The sequence below is a fragment of the Moorena sp. SIOASIH genome (genome assembly GCF_010671925.1).
Taxonomy (GTDB): Bacteria; Cyanobacteriota; Cyanobacteriia; order Cyanobacteriales; family Coleofasciculaceae; genus Moorena.
On record NZ_JAAHIH010000007.1, the window covers coordinates 245,037 to 263,168 of the forward strand.

An 18,132-nucleotide genomic window follows, 5' to 3' on the forward strand; every position below is an offset into this window, starting at 1 on the left:
TAGTGCATCTCAATTCGGTAAAGTGATCCGGACTTCGTCCCGCTACGCGAACGACAATGTTGGAATGGCTTGTTAGGCTAATCACACATTTTGCCTTTGTCTTAATGACTAGCGACAGAGCCAAGAGCTGGAGTTCACTCTTGGGTGTCATGACCAAACCAACGTAGGAAACTAATCCTTAGTCTGCATCCTAGCTGGCGATTTCCAGAAGTTACCGGGAATTGCCTAGGCTTTGACTAGGAGGTAATAAGTATATCTGTTGGGACTCTGATAACAAATACTCTAGCCGGATTCGTTGGATCATGCCTTTTTCATCCATAATCATTTCTCCTAAATAAGGAGCGTCATTCATTTGAACTCCGGCATCGACCAACTCTGTATCTGGTTTCTTTAAGGTTTCTGTGATCCGTTCTGACATCAAACCGAGGCAGCAATGAGTATTATTATTCCCAACGTAATTCACCATTATAATCCGCGTGCTTAAGTGGGAGCGGCTGGGAGTACCTTGAATTAAATGGCACAGATCGATGACTGGGACAATTGCACCTCGGTAGTTAAACAAACCAGCCACATAGTCAGGAGCTTGGTGTATTTTTCGGAGGCTGACTCTGGGAATTACCTCCACGACCTGAGAACTATCCAGGGCATAAAGGTCATTTCCTACATAAAAAATCAACATTAACATCGGTTAATTGGTGGGAAAATTGGTGGGAATTGATATAACGATCGTGCTAAGAGTATTGTTTTTAACTGATAGGGGATAGTCTTTTCTTCTTTATTTAACATCATTGAGCCTGTTTTCTGAGTACTCAAACCCCTAATTAGCTTTTCTGAACTAGATTATGAATTAAATGTGAAATAATTGTCAAAATGTGAAAAAAATATGAAAATTAAATGAAATAAATGTGAACTAAACAAGGCTAATACCAATTCGGGACATTACGGCTACACATCAATTTCATCCATCTGGGCAGAGGGTAGACCGGCTTTTGCACAAGTGGCTCGGACTGAAATTTCAATGCTTACTAGCTTAACCCTATACTTCCCCATCTAGCTTGGTATCGTTCCATGGTAGAGTTGTCTACTTGTGTTCACAATCTGCTCTAGGCGAAAAGAAAGCATTTTTACTGGGATATGTCCCTCAAATTAGGGAGTTTTTCTACCCATGCTTCCGTTGGACTTGGAGCAAGCAGATTGACCCTAGCCTTCTACACGGGATCTACTGAGTATCCAACACCTTCACTATTAGTTCACTCTTCTAGCGGCTATAACCATTGCGTGCGGTGCAATGCTTTCAGGAATTGGGCGTAGTTTGCCCCCTCTTACCTGAAATCCATATCTGTCAAGGGATTTGAGCTCTTAAGATTTACTTTATAAATTAGCTCTTAAGTGCTTTAATTATAGTAAACTTAACAGCCGATAGCTGATAGCTGATAGCTGAGCGCTACATCCTTACAATTTGATTGATTAATAAATAACTGAATTATGAAGTTAATTTTTGAATGGCTGAGCAAAGTCTGGAACATCGTCTTGAAGGTGTTTACCACCAAGCTGTTTCAGTTGGGCACCCAAGAGCTGTCTCTGATTATGATAGTCCAACTCATAGTGATGGCTATCGTTACCTTATATATATCTCGTAAACTTCAGGACCTGATTAAGCGTCGGGTGCTAACTCGCTTGGGGTTAGATCGTGGGACTCGCGAAGCATTGTCCTCCCTGATCGGCTATGTTCTAACTGTCTTAGGATTTTTGATTGTTCTGCAAACGGCTGGGATTAACCTCAGTTCCCTGACTGTTTTTGCAGGGGCAATGGGTATTGGTTTAGGCTTCGGACTTCAGAATTTAACCGCCAACTTTATCAGTGGTCTGGCAATTCTGTTTGAAAAACCAATTAAGGTGGGAGACTATGTCAAAGTTGATGACCTGTCAGGAACTGTAGAAAAAATATCGATTCGCTCCACCACTATCCGCACCAATGATGGGGTGTTTGTTATTGTTCCGAATACTAGTTTCCTGGAAAACAATGTGGTTAACTGGAGTTATCAAGATCCTAGAGCTAGGCTCAGAATTCCTGTTGATGTTCCGGATGAAAGCGATCCAGTCATCGTCACAGAGGTACTGTTAGAAGCGGCTCGCAAAGAACCAGAAGTTTTACCATCTCCTGCTCCTGAAGTATATTTTAAAGGGTTTGGAGACGGCATGGATTTTGAACTCTTAGTATGGATCGACAATCCACCAAATATGGAATCAATTCAGAGTAGTTTGTATTATCTGATAGAAGAGCAACTTCGTGAGCAGGGAATCGAGCATGCCGAGCCTCAGAGAGACCTGTATATCCGAAATCTGAAGGACTTAGAATTTCTGGTACAAACACCTCAACAAACTGGTGCTGCTAACGGCTCATATTCTCAAGAAGAATCCCTCTCTAACAAAGCTCTAGCCAATGCCAGAAAAAACAAAGTAAAAGCTAACTCTAGAGGAAAAGTGACCCTCCGGGATCTCTTGCGGAAGGTGAGTTACTTTGAAAAGTGTAGCGATAGCGAGCTGCGACATATAATTCAGCAAGGATATCGTCAAATGCTCAAAGCAGGGGATATAATCTGTGAAGAAAACGACCCAGGGGATTCATTTTATATTATTCTATCTGGCTTAGTTGAAGTTTTTGTGGAATCAATCGGAAAACGGGTTGCCACCCGCAAGCCAGGGGAATTTATTGGAGAGATGTCTTTGCTTCTGGGTACCCCCCGCACGGCTACCCTTCGCACCCTAGAAGACACGATTTTGTTTGTGGTAGACAGGGAAAATTTAAAGAGTCTTTTGGAAAAGCACAAAGAGTTAGCTGACCAAATTTCTGAAGAATTATTCAAACGTAAGGAGACCCTAGAGCAATTAGGAATAACGGTAGGTGACACAACAGAGGAAAAACAGACTGGTACCCATCAGATTCGCCAACGCCTTCAATCACTCTTTGGGATTTGACAGGTTTGTTGGTAATGATTTTACAGCTGAGTTTTAAAGTTTAAATTGCATGCTTCTGGCAGCAAGGGAGTAGGGAGTAGGGAGTAGGGGTAAGAGTATGGGGAGAGGGAAGAAGTAGTTTTCGATAATTCGGTATAGTTAAAGACATTTTTGCTGATTCCGGATTCTGTGCTACTTCTGGGTAAACCGCCACACCCCATCCCAATTCTGGGGTACCCCTTGCACCATTAATTGATTAATTCGGTCTACATACAATAATGCTGTCTTATCGTTAGGATTGACAGCTAACACTTGATTAAAACACCCTTTAGCTTTATCAAATTCTTGAGTTCGGTAGTACTCTATAGCGAGCTCAAATTCTGACTGGGTTGTTAACTTCAATTCCCTGACTTCTTCAGGCTCTCCTTCCAAGACTTCATAGACAGCAATTGGTTCATTTTTTCCTTTAACAATTGCTCGATCGAGAAACCGAATCTGGTATTTACTAGGATTACTCAATTGCTTTAAAGCTTGCTCGGAGATTAACAAAGACACGCCATAAAATTTAGTTAACCCTTCTAAACGAGCAGTTAAGTTTACATTATCAGAGAAAGCATCCCCTTGCATCCGAAATGTCTCTCCTACCATTCCCACCATCATCTGACCCACATGAATGCCAATGCCTACTTTAATTGGTAGATAGCCTTTGGCAATACGCCTGTGATTGTATTCTTCGACTCTGATTTGCTTGGCAATTCCCGCTGCTACTGCCTCATCGGTGCCATCAGGGAAAACAGCCATTATACCATCTCCGAGAAACTTGACGATAAAGCCGTTTTGATTACGAATCTCGGGACTAACACGCTTGAGGTAAGCATTAACAAAGTCGAAGTTTTCCTTGGGGGTCATGGTTTCTGAAAGGGTAGTGAAGGAGCGAATATCTGAAAACATGACTGCCATTTCTTTACTGACGTGGTTCCCCAGATCTACATCAAGAATAGTGTCTTTTTGAAGAAAGTTAAGATATTCAAAGGGAACAAATCTGCTATAGGACGTATTAGTTTTTTCTAATTGCCGGTGAGCTTCTTGCAAGAGTTTATGTTGTTTTTCTAATTCCCGATAGGACTGTTTGAGGTTGTTCCAAAGTGTGGTACTAATACTGACAACTGCAGCACTGATAACGGTAAACAAGGGTGTAAATACGGGAATCAACCAGCCAGATAAAAAGGCAATATAGGAACTGGTAACAATGATAACTCCGGCTATAAGGGTGCCAACTCCAGTTACCCATCGCCTACGGACATACATGGTTCCAAGGGTAGCACTATATCCAGACCAGAACACAATCCACAGCCAATTAAGGGATTTTACTGATGCTCGAAGCATGGGACGACCTTCATTAGCTGCACTCAAAATCTGGCTGCTGATATTGGCGTGAATTGCTATACCTGGTGTTAATTCAGTGGGAGTTAGTAAGGTACTATTGTAGGGAGTGAGGTGATTGTCATTGAGACTTGGGGCTTTTGCACCCAACAAGACAATGCGATCGCCCATCAAATTTGGGGGAATGCGATTGTCGAGAACATCAGTCATCGAGATAGTCAAAAAGCTCTCCTCACCGCCCCGATAGTTCAATAAGATTTGGTATCCTCCCATCTCTGCTTTGCTGTACTCTCCATCATTACTGGAGAGGGGGACAAACTTGGCTTTACCTAAACCGTATATCTTTTTGTCGGGATTGATCGGCTCAAGTTTAATACCGTCTTGTGCCAAATACATTAGCGCTAGTTTAACACCAAATCCTTGCTTACGGGTACCATCAGGTTTGCCCAGAAGAATGATCCCTCGCCGGATTTTGCTATCCCCATCGATGAGTACGTCGTTAGCTGCTACCTGACTCAATTTATCCAGCACTGGTGGCGGTGCAATGGGGTTGCCAGCAATTTTCTCAATTCCGATCAAATTTGGGGTAGACTTAAACACCTCTACCAGTTCATCATGTCCAGGTTCAACCACTAGGTCTCGATAAATATCAATTCCGATCGCTCTCGGTTGCTGGGCTTTGATATTCCGAATTAGCTGAGCCATAACCCGATCTGACATCGGCCATTGCTTAACATATTGGATATCGGGTTCATCAATGGTAACCAGGACAATGCGCTCGTCAACAGATTCTTTTGGACGCAGCCGAAATAATTGGTCTTGGCTTGCCCATTCCAGCATCCGAAACAGTCCAGCATTGCTTGCTAAAATCACCAATCCTGCTATACTCGGCGCGATGAAGAGGACTGTTCCCCACTGTTTAATCTGTTGTTTTATGGTTTGCCACATTTGGCTTTAATGTTGGTTATTGTGGTGAGGTTGTTTGTTTATAGTATTCCCCTTTGAGTTCTGAAAATACTTCCTTAGGGAAAGGCAAGAGGCAAGAGGCAAGAGGCAAGAGGAACCTCCCAGGAGGGGTTAGGGGTGGGTTCCTCTTGCCTTTTGCCTTTTGCCTTTTGCCTTTTGCCTTTTGCCTTTTGCCTTAAAAGCATAAGCAATGTCGCTGATGAACATGATAATTGCTATATCAAAGCGCGATTAGTTTGCTAACTAATAGCTATAACTGATAACTTCTGAATAATTACAACTGCTCTCCCACCGGCTGAGTTGCGATCGCATCCAGTCCCACTTGTTTGAGTAAATCTTTCCACTCATTGGCCAGGGTTGTATTGTCAGGATCCAACCGTTGAGCAGTCACTAAAACCTCTAGGGTATCGTACCAGATTCCCGCCTTAGCATATTCAGTAGCCAACGCGATCGCGGACTTGGATGACCCTTGGTCACTCACCGTTGATTTTACCCGTTTAACCCACCCACTTACTGAATAATTATCAGGTCGCAGGATACCGTCTGGTTCAATGGGTGCCAAGTACCAGAGGTAGTTTTTACCAATCTTTAATTCTGGTGCTGCTTCTGGTAGGGTAATACTAATCACTCCTTCCTGGCCAGAACTTTTGAGGGTTGTGTGATAATGGGAATTACCCTGTTCATCTTGCAAACTGAAAAAAACCTCAGTTGCTCCCAGGGCAGGCATATAAACAAATAGAGTTGGACGGGGTGATACGGTGTACCCGTGTTTTGTGGGTGGCAGCAATGCGGTTAGGGGGAGTTTACTACCTCTGGAACCCCCACCGATGCTAGTTCTGGGGCTGGCCGATTCTCCGGGTAGGTCAAACTCTACATCCCCTCTCGAACCCCCACCGATGCTAGTTCTGGGGCTAGCCGAGTCTCCGGGTAGGTCAAACTCTACATCCCCTCTCGAACCCCCACCGATGCTAGTTCTGGGGCTGGCGGAGTCTCCGGGTAGGTCAAATTCTACATCCCCTCTCGACCCCCCACCGATGCTAGTTCTGGGGCTGGCGGAGTCTCCGGGTAGGTCAAACTCTACATCCCCTCTCGAACCCCCACCGATGCTAGTTCTGGGGCTGGCGGAGTCTCCGGGTAGGTCAAATTCTACATCCCCTCTCGACCCCCCACCAATGCTAGTTCTGGGGCTGGCGGAGTCTCCGGGTAGGTCAAATTCTACATTTCCTCGCACCCCTCCACCGACACTGGTTTTGGGAACTTCCTCATCTGAGGGGAAATCAAATTCCAGACTGATGCGATAATCTCGGGGTAGAATTTCCCCCTCTTTAACTGATGGAGTTGCCTGGAGTGGACTTGATGCCAAGATCAATGCTCCAGTTACTGTTGCTGATAAAATAGTTTTACAAATCAACTTATTCATGTTATAATATACCTCTTAGTTAGTAAGCACTCAGCTATCAGCTATCAGCTATTAGCCTTTGGCCTTGGCCTATGGCCACGCTACGCGAATGGCCAAGTTACGGGAACAATTTAGGTGCTACACCCACGCTACTTGAGGTGCTTTTGAATAAAATAATCTGACGGCACCTCAAGTAGCGTGAGCTTTTAGCTCACGGCTGACGGCTGAATGCTTACGCTATAACCAATTCCCTACTAATACAAAGGATGCCCAAAAATAGGGATGTCTATATAATGGATCTTGACGCAATTTCAGTTGTGCTTGTTGCAGCGCTTCAGCCTTAGTCATCGACGGCTTAGTCTGAATCAGGCCCTGATAAAACTCTTTCATTAAGTTAGTGGTTGATTCGTCGCTGACTGACCAGAGACTACCTAAAGTGCTGTGAGCTCCTGAACGCAGCGCAAATCCTGCTAATCCTAGGGTGGCACGATTATCCCCTGCGGCAGTTTGACAGGCACTCATTACCAGTAATTCTATAGGTTCGAGAATTCCTAATCGTCTTTTTTGGAATAGTAAATCGAAATCTTTAATGCCAATTCGGTCATTCCAGGTGAGTAGGAATGTTTCCTTTGGGTTAGAACTGAATTGACCATGAGTAGCTAGGTGAACAATTGGAAAGGGGGTGCTATCAATTGCGGTTTGGAAGGTAGTACGGGTAAATTCCTGATTGAGTAAAACGTCTGTAGTAACTTTATCGGTAATTTCTTGGACTTCTCCAGCAACACCAGGTAAACCACTATAGCCTTGGCGAGCTTCGGTCAACCCAGCCACTAAGACGTTAAGTTCAACTCTCTGAAGTCTCTGAGGAAAAAGTTGTAACCCAGGAGAGATAGCAATACTATAGTTTTCGACCAGATACTGTTTACCATCGTAGAGAGCTGCCATGGGCAAATTCCGCAAGAACCCATCTGGCACGAATACCAAGGTTTTAATGTTACTGTTTGCCAGTTCTGCTTCTGCCGGTCGGATCAGCCAGTCATATATTTGCTCAGACAGTCGCAACCGCTCATTATTGGGATAACCAGGAGACATAGATGAGTAAACTTGTCTTAGTCTAGCTTTGACTTTGTCCTCTGGTAGAAGAGTAGTGTAGTGGGTGAGAGGTTGATTGGGGACCGAAAGGATGACTTCTATGCGATCGCTTAAAATAATTGGATAAATTACAGCAGCCGAATTATCAATTTCATCAATGACAATTGGCTCAGTGTCTAAACAAGCATCTCGAAAATAGTTATCTAACTCTGCCAGTTGCAACGCTTCAATCACTTCACGAGCTTTTTTGAGGTTAGACTGGCTAACCGCCCCTTTCTTGATCCCAGCTGGAGACGGAGTCAATAACAGGCTGACTAAATCTCGATAAATCGGTTCGATACTTTCTTGGAATTTAAATTGCACATCAGGATTAATGGCAACTAAGTCACTCCGTAGGGATTGAAGGTTGTTATAGGCGGTTTCATAAGCTGCGATCGCGTCAGGGATATCCCCTTGCTGTTTCAGAATCTGCCCCAGTTGTGTTGCCGCAAGAGCAATAATATCTCCTGCATTAATAGTTTGAGCTATCTGTAGAGCTTGCTCTGTCAGGCTTTGAGCATCCTCCCACTGCTGATTTTGTTGGTAAAGCTTACCCAGTTGATTCCGAGAATAAGCTTCAGCGCGGGCATCTTGGAGTTGTCTAGCTTCTTGAATTGCTATTGCCAATACGTTAGCAATTTTTGGGGTAATTTTTGGGGCAATTTTTGGGGCAATTTTTGGGATAATTTTAGACGTATATGATACTTGAATAGCTTCCTTTTCGCTATTCTTTAGCTTAATCATACTTTCTGCCAGATTCACCCTAGCATAGATTGCTAATCGACTAGGAGGTAGCTTGGAGAGGTTTGACTCAATAGTTGGAATTAACGACAGTGCCTTATCCCATTTTTTTGCCGTAACTAAAAGACTGAGTTGATTTAGTTGTGCCTGCACTTGGGTAATGTCATCTGGTGCTAATTTAGCCGCCTCTTGGTAGTATGCCCAAGCCACATCATATCGTTGTAAGTCTCTAGCAACATTGCCAATGCTAAGTAGGGTAGGGCTAGTATCCCCAGGGGAATTAAATTGCTTGCTAATTTCCCAACTTTGTTCTAATAGTTTCTTTGATTGGAGTAAATCACCAGCAACTTGTAGTGCAATGCCCAAACTTCTCAACCCATCAGCTTTCAGTAGCGTGTCTGGTTGATTTTGAAGGTCTGCGACGAGTTGCTCTAAGAGATTTCTTGCCCGTCGATACTGTCCTAAAAATTGCCAGGCTTGGGCTTGATTGATTTGGCTGATTACTTTTCCCGTTTCATCCTTAGCCCTAGCATAAGTAGCTTCAGCTTGCTCCCAGGTTTCCAAAGCAGTTTTGGTTTGTCCAAGTGCCAATTGCAGGCTTCCTTGGGTATTCAAGGCTTGAGCCAGAAGTAGGATGCCCTTTGAATCTAGTTTCTCAACACTTTGCAGTATGGTTAGACTTTCCGCGATCGCGACTTGAGCTTGCTCCCACTGTCCCAATTCTTGCTGAGCTAAAGATAGATAGTTAAGGGCTTGGGCTTGGTTAAAACTTGCTCCTGAGGATGCATAAGCTGTTGCGGCTTGTTGCCAGAGGGTAGCAGCTTCAAAGAATTGTCCAGCTTGATAGTGTTGTTTTCCCTGTTGCAGCAGTGCTGACGGATTGGAGGAGTATTCGACAACTGCTCCTGGTGAGGGGGTTGGGGAATTGGACTGATAGGCAATAGCAGGTAGATTTGTAATTAGTAGCCAAAGTGCTAGAGGGAGATGGCACCGAATCACTAGCCATCCCTTAAGGAATAGTCGCTGTTGTTGACTGTTTTGGTGAATTATTGCCATAGATTTGCTGATACTATTGATAAGTGTTATAGCACTACGCATTAAGGTGTTTGACATTGATACAAGCAGCAAAAGCTTTTGTAGTAAACTTTTGCCTCTTGCCTCTTGCCTAAAGCCCTTGCGCGTAGCGCTATATATCACTTGTTTTCCCAGATTATTTCTCCACAGATCGATGTCTTTTTTAGTTAGGAGCTTCAATCCTAGGTAATTTCCACGAGGGCGAGACGACAAGAGTGTGCCAGAATTAGGCCGAAGCATCAGTAATCTCACGCTAACAAATACTTGTCAGTAATTCCATCGCAGTCAAAGTATCTGGATTATTTTTTCAAAAAGCTGGTGCCTCAAAGACAGACATTGGTCTAGCCTTCTAAGGTACAGGAGCAAGGATGTTATCTTGGTACTCAAAACTCCCTATTGTTTTATTAGCCAGCATAGCTTGGATAGTTGATCACCAGGCGGCTTATTCCCAGATTACCCCCGATAAAACCTTAGGAGCAGAACAGTCCAAGTTCACTCCCCAAGAATTTCGAGACTTAATTGAAGCTGGTGCCATTCGAGGCAGTAATCTGTTCCATAGTTTCCGGGAATTTAATGTTAATGAGGGACAAAACGTTTATTTTGCTAACCCGAATGGTATTGCTAACATTATTACTCGTGTAACAGGCAGCAATATCTCACAAATATTCGGGACTTTGGGGAGGGAGGATTCCTAAGAATACAAGCTACTGATGTTGAGGTTAAGGAAAGTTCACTGTTGTCGGTGAATGTCAACTCATCAGCAACAGGCAATGGCGGAGAGTTAACTATTGAGACCCAGAGCCTGAGGGTAAGGGATGGGGGGCAGATAACCAGTTCTACCAATAGTCCAGGCAACGGGGGTACCGTAACAATACGGGCTACTGATGTTGAGGTTAGTGGAAGTGCTATTGGGTTCAGTAGCGGCTTGTTTAGTAGCGTTGTCCCAAACGCTACAGGGAATGGGGGAACGTTAACTATTGATACCCAACGGCTGACAGTGAGGGATGGAGCACAGATAAGTAGTGCTACCTTCGGTCAAGGCAATGGCGGTACCCTAACGGTACGGGCTACTGATGTAGAGCTGATTGGGATTTCAGCGGATGGCCAGGCTACTAGCGGCTTGTTTAGTAGTGTTCAACCAACAGCTACAGGGGATGGGGGACCTTTGACCCTTGATACCCAGCAGCTTACGGTCTCCGATGGGGCAGAGGTACGGAGTGCTACGTTTGGCAACGGAGATGCTGGTAATCTCAAGATTAACGCTACCGAGAGCATTACACTCTCTGGGGTTAGTCCCATCGGTGGTCGTAGAGGTGGTCAATCCAGTCGCATCTCTGCCAACACTGAATCTATGGCTACAGGGAGTGGTGGAGATATTACGATTAATACCCCTACTCTTAGCCTAGATAATGGGGCAGTTATTAGCGCTAGAAGCCGTAGTAACTTTCCTGGTGGTGAAATTACTGTGGATGCAGATACTCTAGCATTAACCAATGGGGCTCAAATTCTTACCTCTGGCTCCAGTGGCGGTGATGCTGGCAGTATTACCATCAATGCAGCTGAGAAAATCACCCTATCTGGCATTGACCCTACCTACAATGACCGATTAGCAATATTGGGAGCAGACAGAGTTGACCCAGATGGGGAAGCGAGTGCGATCGCATCGAGAGCAATAGGAGTTGGGCAAGCCGGTTCGATTAACCTCAATACCAAGACATTTATCCTTCGCGATCAAGCACTAGCAACGGTGAGTAGTACTGGTACCGGTGTTGCTGGCACCTTGGAAGTAAATGCCAATTCCATCCAACTCGACAATGGTTCCCTCAGTGCCGAAACTACTGCTGGAGACCAAGGAAATATTACCCTGTCTGATGCTCAGCTTGTAGTCTTACGCAACAACAGTACCATCACTACCAATGCCAGTCAGAGTGCCACTGGCGGGAATATCACCATCACCACCGACTTTTTGGTAACCCTAGAGAATAGTGATATTACTGCCAATGCCATTTTGGGACGCGGGGGAAATATTAATATTACTGCCATTGGAATTTTTAGCGATCGCACTAGTGAGATTACCGCTTCTTCTCAACTCGGTATTGATGGCACCGTCAACCTCAATACCCTAGATGTCAACCCTGCTCAAGCCCTAGCCAAGCTTTCCGCAGATGTGGTAGATACCAGCAATCAAATTGTGACTAGTTGTGCAGCGGTGGGTGGGAATAGTTTTGTGGTCACTGCAGGAGGAGGATTACCAGCTGACCCAGCTGCGGTGTTGCGGGGTCAGGTGGTGGTACCCGATTTACGGCTAATGGTTGATGAAGGCAATACACAACCAGTCAAGAGGAGGAAAAGTCGGAGTTCCCTCAGAAGAAGACTACAGTATCACCACGAGCGTGATCAAACAGCCATGACCAATCAGAAATTACCGATCATTGAAGCCCAAGGGTGGATCATTAATGACCAGGGAATTGTCGAGTTGGTGGCCTATCCTGCCCAAATTAGCCATGGGAGTTGGTTTAATCATCGTAAGCATTCAGCCGTCAGCCGTCAGCCGTCAGCGGTCAGCGGTCAGCGGTCAGCCGTCAGCCGTCAGCTTATTTTATTCAAAAGCTGTTGGGTGTAGCTTGGCCACAGGCTCAAAACTGATAGCTGATAGCTGATAGCTGATAGCTGATAGCTGATAGCTGATAGCTGATAGCTGATAGCTGATAGCTGATAGCTGATAGCTGATAGCTGATAGCTGATAGCTGATAGCTGATAGCTGATAGCTGATAGCTGATAGCTGATAGCTGATAGCTGATAGCTGATAGCTGATAGCTGATAGCTGATAGCTGAATGCTTACTAATCATCAGGGCTGCTTGTAAGTATTCGGACAAAATTTAAAGTTAAAGTAAAGTTTACGAAAATCATAGGATAATTTCCGCTAATATTCCGGAAAAATAATTTATATTAACGAAAAAAATAATCAGCAAATATATGCTAAACTAGTAGAGAATTGAGTCAATCAATCAATTCAAATGCAGGATGACCATGAATACAAAAAAAATCAATAATTCACTGAAAAAAACAACGGGTCTGTTGACCATTTGGTGTCAGATAACGCTGGCTTTAGAAGTCTAACGGATCAGGAACTTAAACTAACCGATGAAGAGCTTGAAGAAGTCGTTGGCGGTTTTAGGCCAGTGGGATTCTTTACTCCTAGCGCTTAATCCTCAGCATTGAATCCCATTGCTCCATGTATTCCATAGAAGGGCAATGAATTCCCAGAGGTAGACTCAGACAGAGGCAATTTATCCTCTAGAGTTTAATTAATTATCACTTCTGCAATAAACCAGTGGGGTAGGGTAGTATCTGTACATACATCCTACCCTGATTTTGTATAAATTTTAAAATAAACTTAAAAATAAACCTAGTTGATTTCAAACTTAAAAATCACCGAATTAAAAATTAACGACATGGAGGTGCAATTTAAGGGGTATGCTAAACTAAAAAAAACGTAGACATTAGAAAAAATATACAGGCTTCTATAGGGTTGCGCGCTATAGCTTAGCTAAAAGGTAAGCATTCAGCCGTCAGCCGTCAGCCGTCAGCCGTCAGCCTTCAGCCGTGGGCTTTTGGCCCACGCTGCGCGAACAGCTTTGTGGCACAGGCTTCGACGCTGGGAGGTAACTCAGCATTATTCCAATGCTTACCTGTTTTATATAAAAGATGTAACTCAGCATTATTCCAATGCTTACCTGTTTTATTCAAAAGCTGTTTGCGTAGCGTGCGCGTAGCACATAAGCTGATAGCTGACGGCTGATAGCTGATAGCTGACGGCTGATAGCTGATAGCTGATAGCTGATAGCTGAATGCTTACGCTAAAAGTATTTACCACTACCGCTGATCAACCTAGATTCTCCAAGTCCATCCTGTGTAATTTCCACGAGGGCAAGACGGGAAGAGTGTGCCATAATTAGGCCGAAGCATCAGTAATCTCACCCTAACAAAGACTTGTCAGTAATTCCATCGCAGTCAAAGTATCTGGATTATTTTTTCAAAAAGCTGGTGCCTCAAAGACAGACATTGGTCTAGCCCTCTAAGGTACAGGAGCAAGGATGTTATCTTGGTACTCAAAACTCTCTATTGTTTTATTAGCCAGCAGCATAGCTTGGATAGTTGATCACCAGGCGGCTTATTCCCAGATTACCCCCGATCAAACCTTGGGAGCAGAACAGTCCAAGTTCACTCCCCAAGAATTTCGAGACTTAATTGAAGGTGGTGCCATTCGAGGCAGTAATCTGTTCCATAGTTTCCGGGAATTTAATGTTAATGAGGGACAAAACGTTTATTTTGCTAACCCGAATGGTATTGCTAACATTATTACTCGTGTAACAGGCAGCAATATCTCACAAATATTCGGGACTTTGGGAGTACAGGGAACAGCAAATCTCTACTTAATTAATCCCAATGGTATTAATTTTGGCAACAACGCTCGCTTAGATATCCGTGGCTCATTTATTGCTACTACAGCCGATGGCATTAGGTTAGGGGAGCAAGGACTATTTAGCGCCACAGAGCCGGAAACCAGTGACTTACTGACCATCCAACCTGGTGCTTTTTTTACCAATGCTCTACGTCAACATCAAGCTCAGATCAGGCATCAGGGTAACTTAGCTGTTGGTAGTCGGCAACGTCTAATCCTATCAGCAGATACCATCACTAGCACCGGTTCTTTGAGAGCACCAGCAGGAACAGTAGAAGTCAGTGGTTCCCAGATTAGCTTATTAGATAATACCGCGATTAATGTGTCTGGCCCGAACGGTGGGGGGAGCGTTGTAATTGGTAACCAACAGACTAGCCGCACCTTCATTGGTCCTAATGTCGAGATTCGTGCTAATGCGATCGCACAAGGCAATGGCGGTAGAGTAATTATTTCAGGGAATGATATCACTGGATTTTACGGCAACATCAGGGCTCGTGGTGGGGAAATTTCTGGTAACGGTGGTTATGTAGAAATATCAGGGCAAGAATACCTAATGTTTCGGGGAAATGTTGATACTAGCGCCATGAATGGTTTTGCTGGAACCTTATTACTCGATTCCACAGATATCATCATTGCTAATGGTCCTGAAGAGGATGCCATAGATGAAATTAATCTTGACATTATAAATAATTCCGACACAGCGGATGTTATTCTAACTACTCCATTAAGTCAGCTTGATAATCTCGCAGCTACGACTATCTACGAGACCCTAATAGAAGATTTGTCAAAAAATAATAATTTTGTTCTACAAGCAACCAATGATATTGTAATAAACGACTTAGAGGATAACTCCCTAAACTTAACACCAGGGAGTGAACTAATGGTGTTTACTGCTGATGCAGATCGGGATGGGGTAGGGGACTTTCGGATGGAAGATACCTCGTTTGACACCATCCGCACCCATGGACGGAACATTGCTATTACCGGTGCGAATATAACCGTTGGTAACATTGACACATCAATTCCCCCGGTTGGAGATACCGGAGAATTGCTTGAGACAGCTACAGTTATTAGTGATTCTCCGGGAGTGCCATTTGAGTTCATATTCATATCTGGCGCGATTAGCGAAGAAACTGATGTAGACCTGTACCAAATCTTTCTGACCGGGGGGGGGACTTTTTCGGCTCGCACCACTGAGGGGACTGAGTTAGACACCCAGTTATTCTTGTTTGATGAAGAGGGTATAGGAATTTATGCCAATGATGATGACACCGACTGTGGTGGTTGTGTTCAATCATTCTTACCACCAGGCACCCCCCTAACCCCAACGGAGCCAGGAATTTACTATTTAGCCATTAGTGGTTTTGGTGTAGAACCAGTCAGTGAAGCAGGAGACATATTTCCCGATGGAGACGATACAGGGGATTTTACCAGTATTGATGAAGCAGATGAGCTTGGCAGTGACTCGCCTCTGGTAGGTTGGGAAGATAGAAGTGGTTTTGACATCGGTGAATATACCATTATTCTAACTGGTGTTGAAGCAGAAATCTCTACATTTACCGAATTTAATGAATCAGCCCAGATTGCTGATAGTGGATCCATCTCCCTGAATGCGACCAACGGCACGATTAGGACAAACGATCTCCAGACCATTTCCATTGGTGGTGAGGGAGGAAGTATAACCTTACAAGCAACAGAGGATATTGTTTTGGACGAGAGCTTGGTTAGGACTTACGGTGTCAGGGGCGGTGGGGATCTCACAGTTACCAGTCGTAACTTGTCGATGAATGACGCAGACATCTTAGCGGTTGCGGCACGGACAGGAAATGCTGGAGATGTAACTATCACAGTGACGGATACGGTTGATGTATCCCAAAGTATTTTGTCCACTGGTGTGATCCCAAATGCGACCGGTAATGGGGGAGATTTGACTATCGATACCCAGAATCTGATCGTACGGGATGGGTCACAGGTAGGCTCTGGAACCTATGGTGATGGAGATGGGGGTACTGTGACAATTCGGGCTCAAGAGATAGATGTGGTGGGAATCGGGGAGGTTGAGTTATTAGTTGAGACGTCAAACAATAACTCATCCTTTAGTGGCTTGTTTACTGATGTCCTACCCAGAGCCACAGGGGACGGAGGAACTATATTCATTGATACAGAACGTCTGAGAGTACGAGAAGGAGCAAGTATCAACACCTCTACTGCTGGTGAGGGTGATGGGGGTTTGATATCGATACAGGCTAAAGAAATAGAGGTGATTGGGACATCACCTGATGGTCAGTTTCGCAGCAACTTAATCGCAGGGGTGAACCGAAGGGCTACGGGAAATGGGGGTAATTTGACCATAGACACTGAGCGCTTGACGGTAGGGGATGGAGCGGAATTACGGGCTTCTACTTCGGGTGTTGGTAATGCTGGTAATGTTGAAATTAACGCTACAGAAAGGGTTACTCTGTCTGGCTTCAGTCCCGCCCTTGGCTTCTCTAGTGCTATCTCTGCTAACACCGAATCCAGGGCAACTGGGATTGGTGGTGAAATTTTCATTGAAACCCCCACCCTCAGTCTGGATAATGGGGCAGTGATCACGGCTATAAGTCAGAGTGATGCTTCAGCTGGTGAAATTAGCTTAGATGTGGATACCCTGGCATTAATCGATGGCGCTCAGATTTTTACTTCTAGCTTCAAAGGTGGTGATGCCGGTAATATTACTATCAATGCTTCTGAGAACATCACTCTGTCTGGTATTGACCCTACCTACAACGAGCGATTAGCGAGAGTTGGACGAAACAGCGTTGACCCAGATGGGTCAGCTAGTGCGATCGCATCTCGGGCAACCCAGACAGGCCAAGCGGGTTCCCTTAACCTAAATACTAAGACATTTAGCGTTAGCGATCGCGCATTGGTAACGGTGAGCAGTACAGGTACCGGTGTTGCTGGAACCTTGAACATCTCTGCTGATACCATCCAACTCGACAATGGTTTCCTCAATGCTAAAACCTCTGCTGGAGACCAAGGGAATATTACCCTCTCTAATGCGAAACTAATTGTCTTACGCAACAACAGTGAGATAACAACTAATGCCAGGGATACTGCTACTGGTGGCAATATCACTATTACCACTGATTTTTTAGTGACATCAAAGGGTAGTAACATCACTGCCAATGCCATTTTAGGACGTGGGGGAAATATCACGATTTCGGCCATTGGAATTTTTAGCGATCGCACTAGTAAGATTACGGCTTCCTCCCAACTTGGTATTGATGGTAGCGTTACTCTCAATACTCCAGAAGTTAACCCCGCCCAAGCCTTAGACAAGCTACCTGTAGATGTAGTGGATACCAGCAATCAAATCATCACCGATTGTGCAGCAAACAGCGGGAATAGTTTTTTAGTTACCGGAAAAGGAGGAATCCCCGCTAACCCAGCTGGGGTGTTGCGGGGTCAAGTGGTGGTACCGGATTTGCGGCTGATGGTTGATCAAGAGACTACACAATTAAGCAATAGGAGAAGAAGCCGGAGTTGGAGGAAAAGGACTTTAGGGTATAACAGGCCAGATCAGGCACAACCAATCACTAAAAAGAAATCACCTATTATTGAAGCTCAAGGATGGATAATTAATCAGCAGGGCATTGTGGAGTTGGTTCCTTATCCTGCCCAAGGTAACTATAGTAGTTGGAATAGTAGTTTGAATTATCCATTCAATTGCCATCAAATTAGCCCTTGATCACCTTATCTCCACTTCCCTTGAATACCCATAATCAAGAAGATTGATGGGGCGGGGGTGCGGCGAGATGGGGAGATGGCCGGGTAAGCGCAAGAAAAATTTAGCCAAAATGTGATATATGGCAAGGATTATGACCATATTAAGCCTTGATTATCAGCACTATTGCGTATTTATCTCAATATTGTTGATAATAATGCCGTCTTATTGATTCTTGCGTTTACCCTGGGGAAGATGGGGAGATGGGGAGATTTTTCTTAAGCGTAATTATCCGGAACTCATATTAG

The 18,132-nt window shown here is 44.5% G+C and carries 9 protein-coding genes; 4 read left to right on the top strand and 5 right to left on the bottom strand.

The features are described from left to right. Positions 1-211: 211 nt before the first annotated feature. Entirely contained in the window at positions 212-679 is a 468-nt protein-coding gene (locus F6J90_RS37200; protein ID WP_293106024.1) for a chemotaxis protein CheW, read from the bottom strand. Between the two features lie 806 nt (positions 680-1,485). Between F6J90_RS37200 and F6J90_RS37205 the strand changes: the two genes are divergently transcribed. Further along, the gene (locus F6J90_RS37205) at positions 1,486-2,979 is read left to right on the top strand and encodes a mechanosensitive ion channel domain-containing protein (protein WP_293106026.1); all 1,494 of its coding nucleotides are present in this window, start codon (positions 1,486-1,488) and stop codon (positions 2,977-2,979) included. A gap of 171 nt (positions 2,980-3,150) precedes the next feature. Here the strand turns inward: F6J90_RS37205 and F6J90_RS37210 are convergent, their stop codons facing one another. The 4 genes from F6J90_RS37210 to F6J90_RS37225 form a co-directional block, all read right to left on the bottom strand. Beyond that, positions 3,151-5,289, bottom strand: coding sequence for a CHASE2 domain-containing protein (locus F6J90_RS37210; protein ID WP_293106029.1), 2,139 nt, complete (start codon positions 5,287-5,289; stop codon positions 3,151-3,153). A 74-nt stretch (positions 5,290-5,363) separates the two neighbouring features. After that, positions 5,364-5,492, bottom strand: coding sequence for a hypothetical protein (locus tag F6J90_RS37215; RefSeq protein WP_293106032.1), 129 nt, complete (start codon positions 5,490-5,492; stop codon positions 5,364-5,366). A gap of 89 nt (positions 5,493-5,581) precedes the next feature. Then, entirely contained in the window at positions 5,582-6,727 is a 1,146-nt protein-coding gene (locus tag F6J90_RS37220; protein ID WP_293106035.1) for a DUF928 domain-containing protein, read from the bottom strand. Between the two features lie 216 nt (positions 6,728-6,943). After that, positions 6,944-9,892, bottom strand: coding sequence for a CHAT domain-containing protein (locus tag F6J90_RS37225; protein ID WP_293106038.1), 2,949 nt, complete (start codon positions 9,890-9,892; stop codon positions 6,944-6,946). 128 nt (positions 9,893-10,020) lie between these two features. Here F6J90_RS37225 and F6J90_RS37230 point away from each other — a divergent pair, with 128 nt between their 5' ends. The 3 genes from F6J90_RS37230 (at position 10,021) to F6J90_RS37240 (ending at position 17,848) form a co-directional block, all read left to right on the top strand. Then, positions 10,021-10,347: a filamentous hemagglutinin N-terminal domain-containing protein gene (locus F6J90_RS37230; RefSeq protein ID WP_293106041.1), complete on the top strand. Its 327-nt coding sequence runs from the start codon at positions 10,021-10,023 to the stop codon at positions 10,345-10,347. Positions 10,348-10,394: 47 nt separating this feature from the next. Further along, positions 10,395-12,275 (top strand): hypothetical protein, encoded by a 1,881-nt coding sequence (locus tag F6J90_RS37235; protein WP_293106044.1) that lies wholly within the window; start codon positions 10,395-10,397, stop codon positions 12,273-12,275. 1,475 nt (positions 12,276-13,750) lie between these two features. Continuing rightward, a complete protein-coding gene (locus F6J90_RS37240; protein WP_293106046.1) occupies positions 13,751-17,848 on the top strand; it encodes a filamentous hemagglutinin N-terminal domain-containing protein in 4,098 nt (1,365 codons plus the stop codon). The last annotated feature ends 284 nt before the right edge of the window (positions 17,849-18,132 follow it).

Bases quoted from the DNA above. Each gene is read 5' to 3' on its own strand.
- F6J90_RS37200 (WP_293106024.1), bottom strand. From the start codon at position 679: ATGTTGATTTTTTATGTAGGAAATGACCTTTATGCCCTGGATAGTTCT.
- F6J90_RS37205 (WP_293106026.1), top strand. From the start codon at position 1,486: ATGAAGTTAATTTTTGAATGGCTGAGCAAAGTCTGGAACATCGTCTTG.
- F6J90_RS37210 (WP_293106029.1), bottom strand. From the start codon at position 5,289: ATGTGGCAAACCATAAAACAACAGATTAAACAGTGGGGAACAGTCCTC.
- F6J90_RS37240 (WP_293106046.1), top strand. From the start codon at position 13,751: ATGTTATCTTGGTACTCAAAACTCTCTATTGTTTTATTAGCCAGCAGC.
- F6J90_RS37215 (WP_293106032.1), bottom strand. From the start codon at position 5,492: ATGCTTTTAAGGCAAAAGGCAAAAGGCAAAAGGCAAAAGGCAAAAGGC.
- F6J90_RS37225 (WP_293106038.1), bottom strand. From the start codon at position 9,892: ATGCTTCGGCCTAATTCTGGCACACTCTTGTCGTCTCGCCCTCGTGGA.
- F6J90_RS37220 (WP_293106035.1), bottom strand. From the start codon at position 6,727: ATGAATAAGTTGATTTGTAAAACTATTTTATCAGCAACAGTAACTGGA.
- F6J90_RS37230 (WP_293106041.1), top strand. From the start codon at position 10,021: ATGTTATCTTGGTACTCAAAACTCCCTATTGTTTTATTAGCCAGCATA.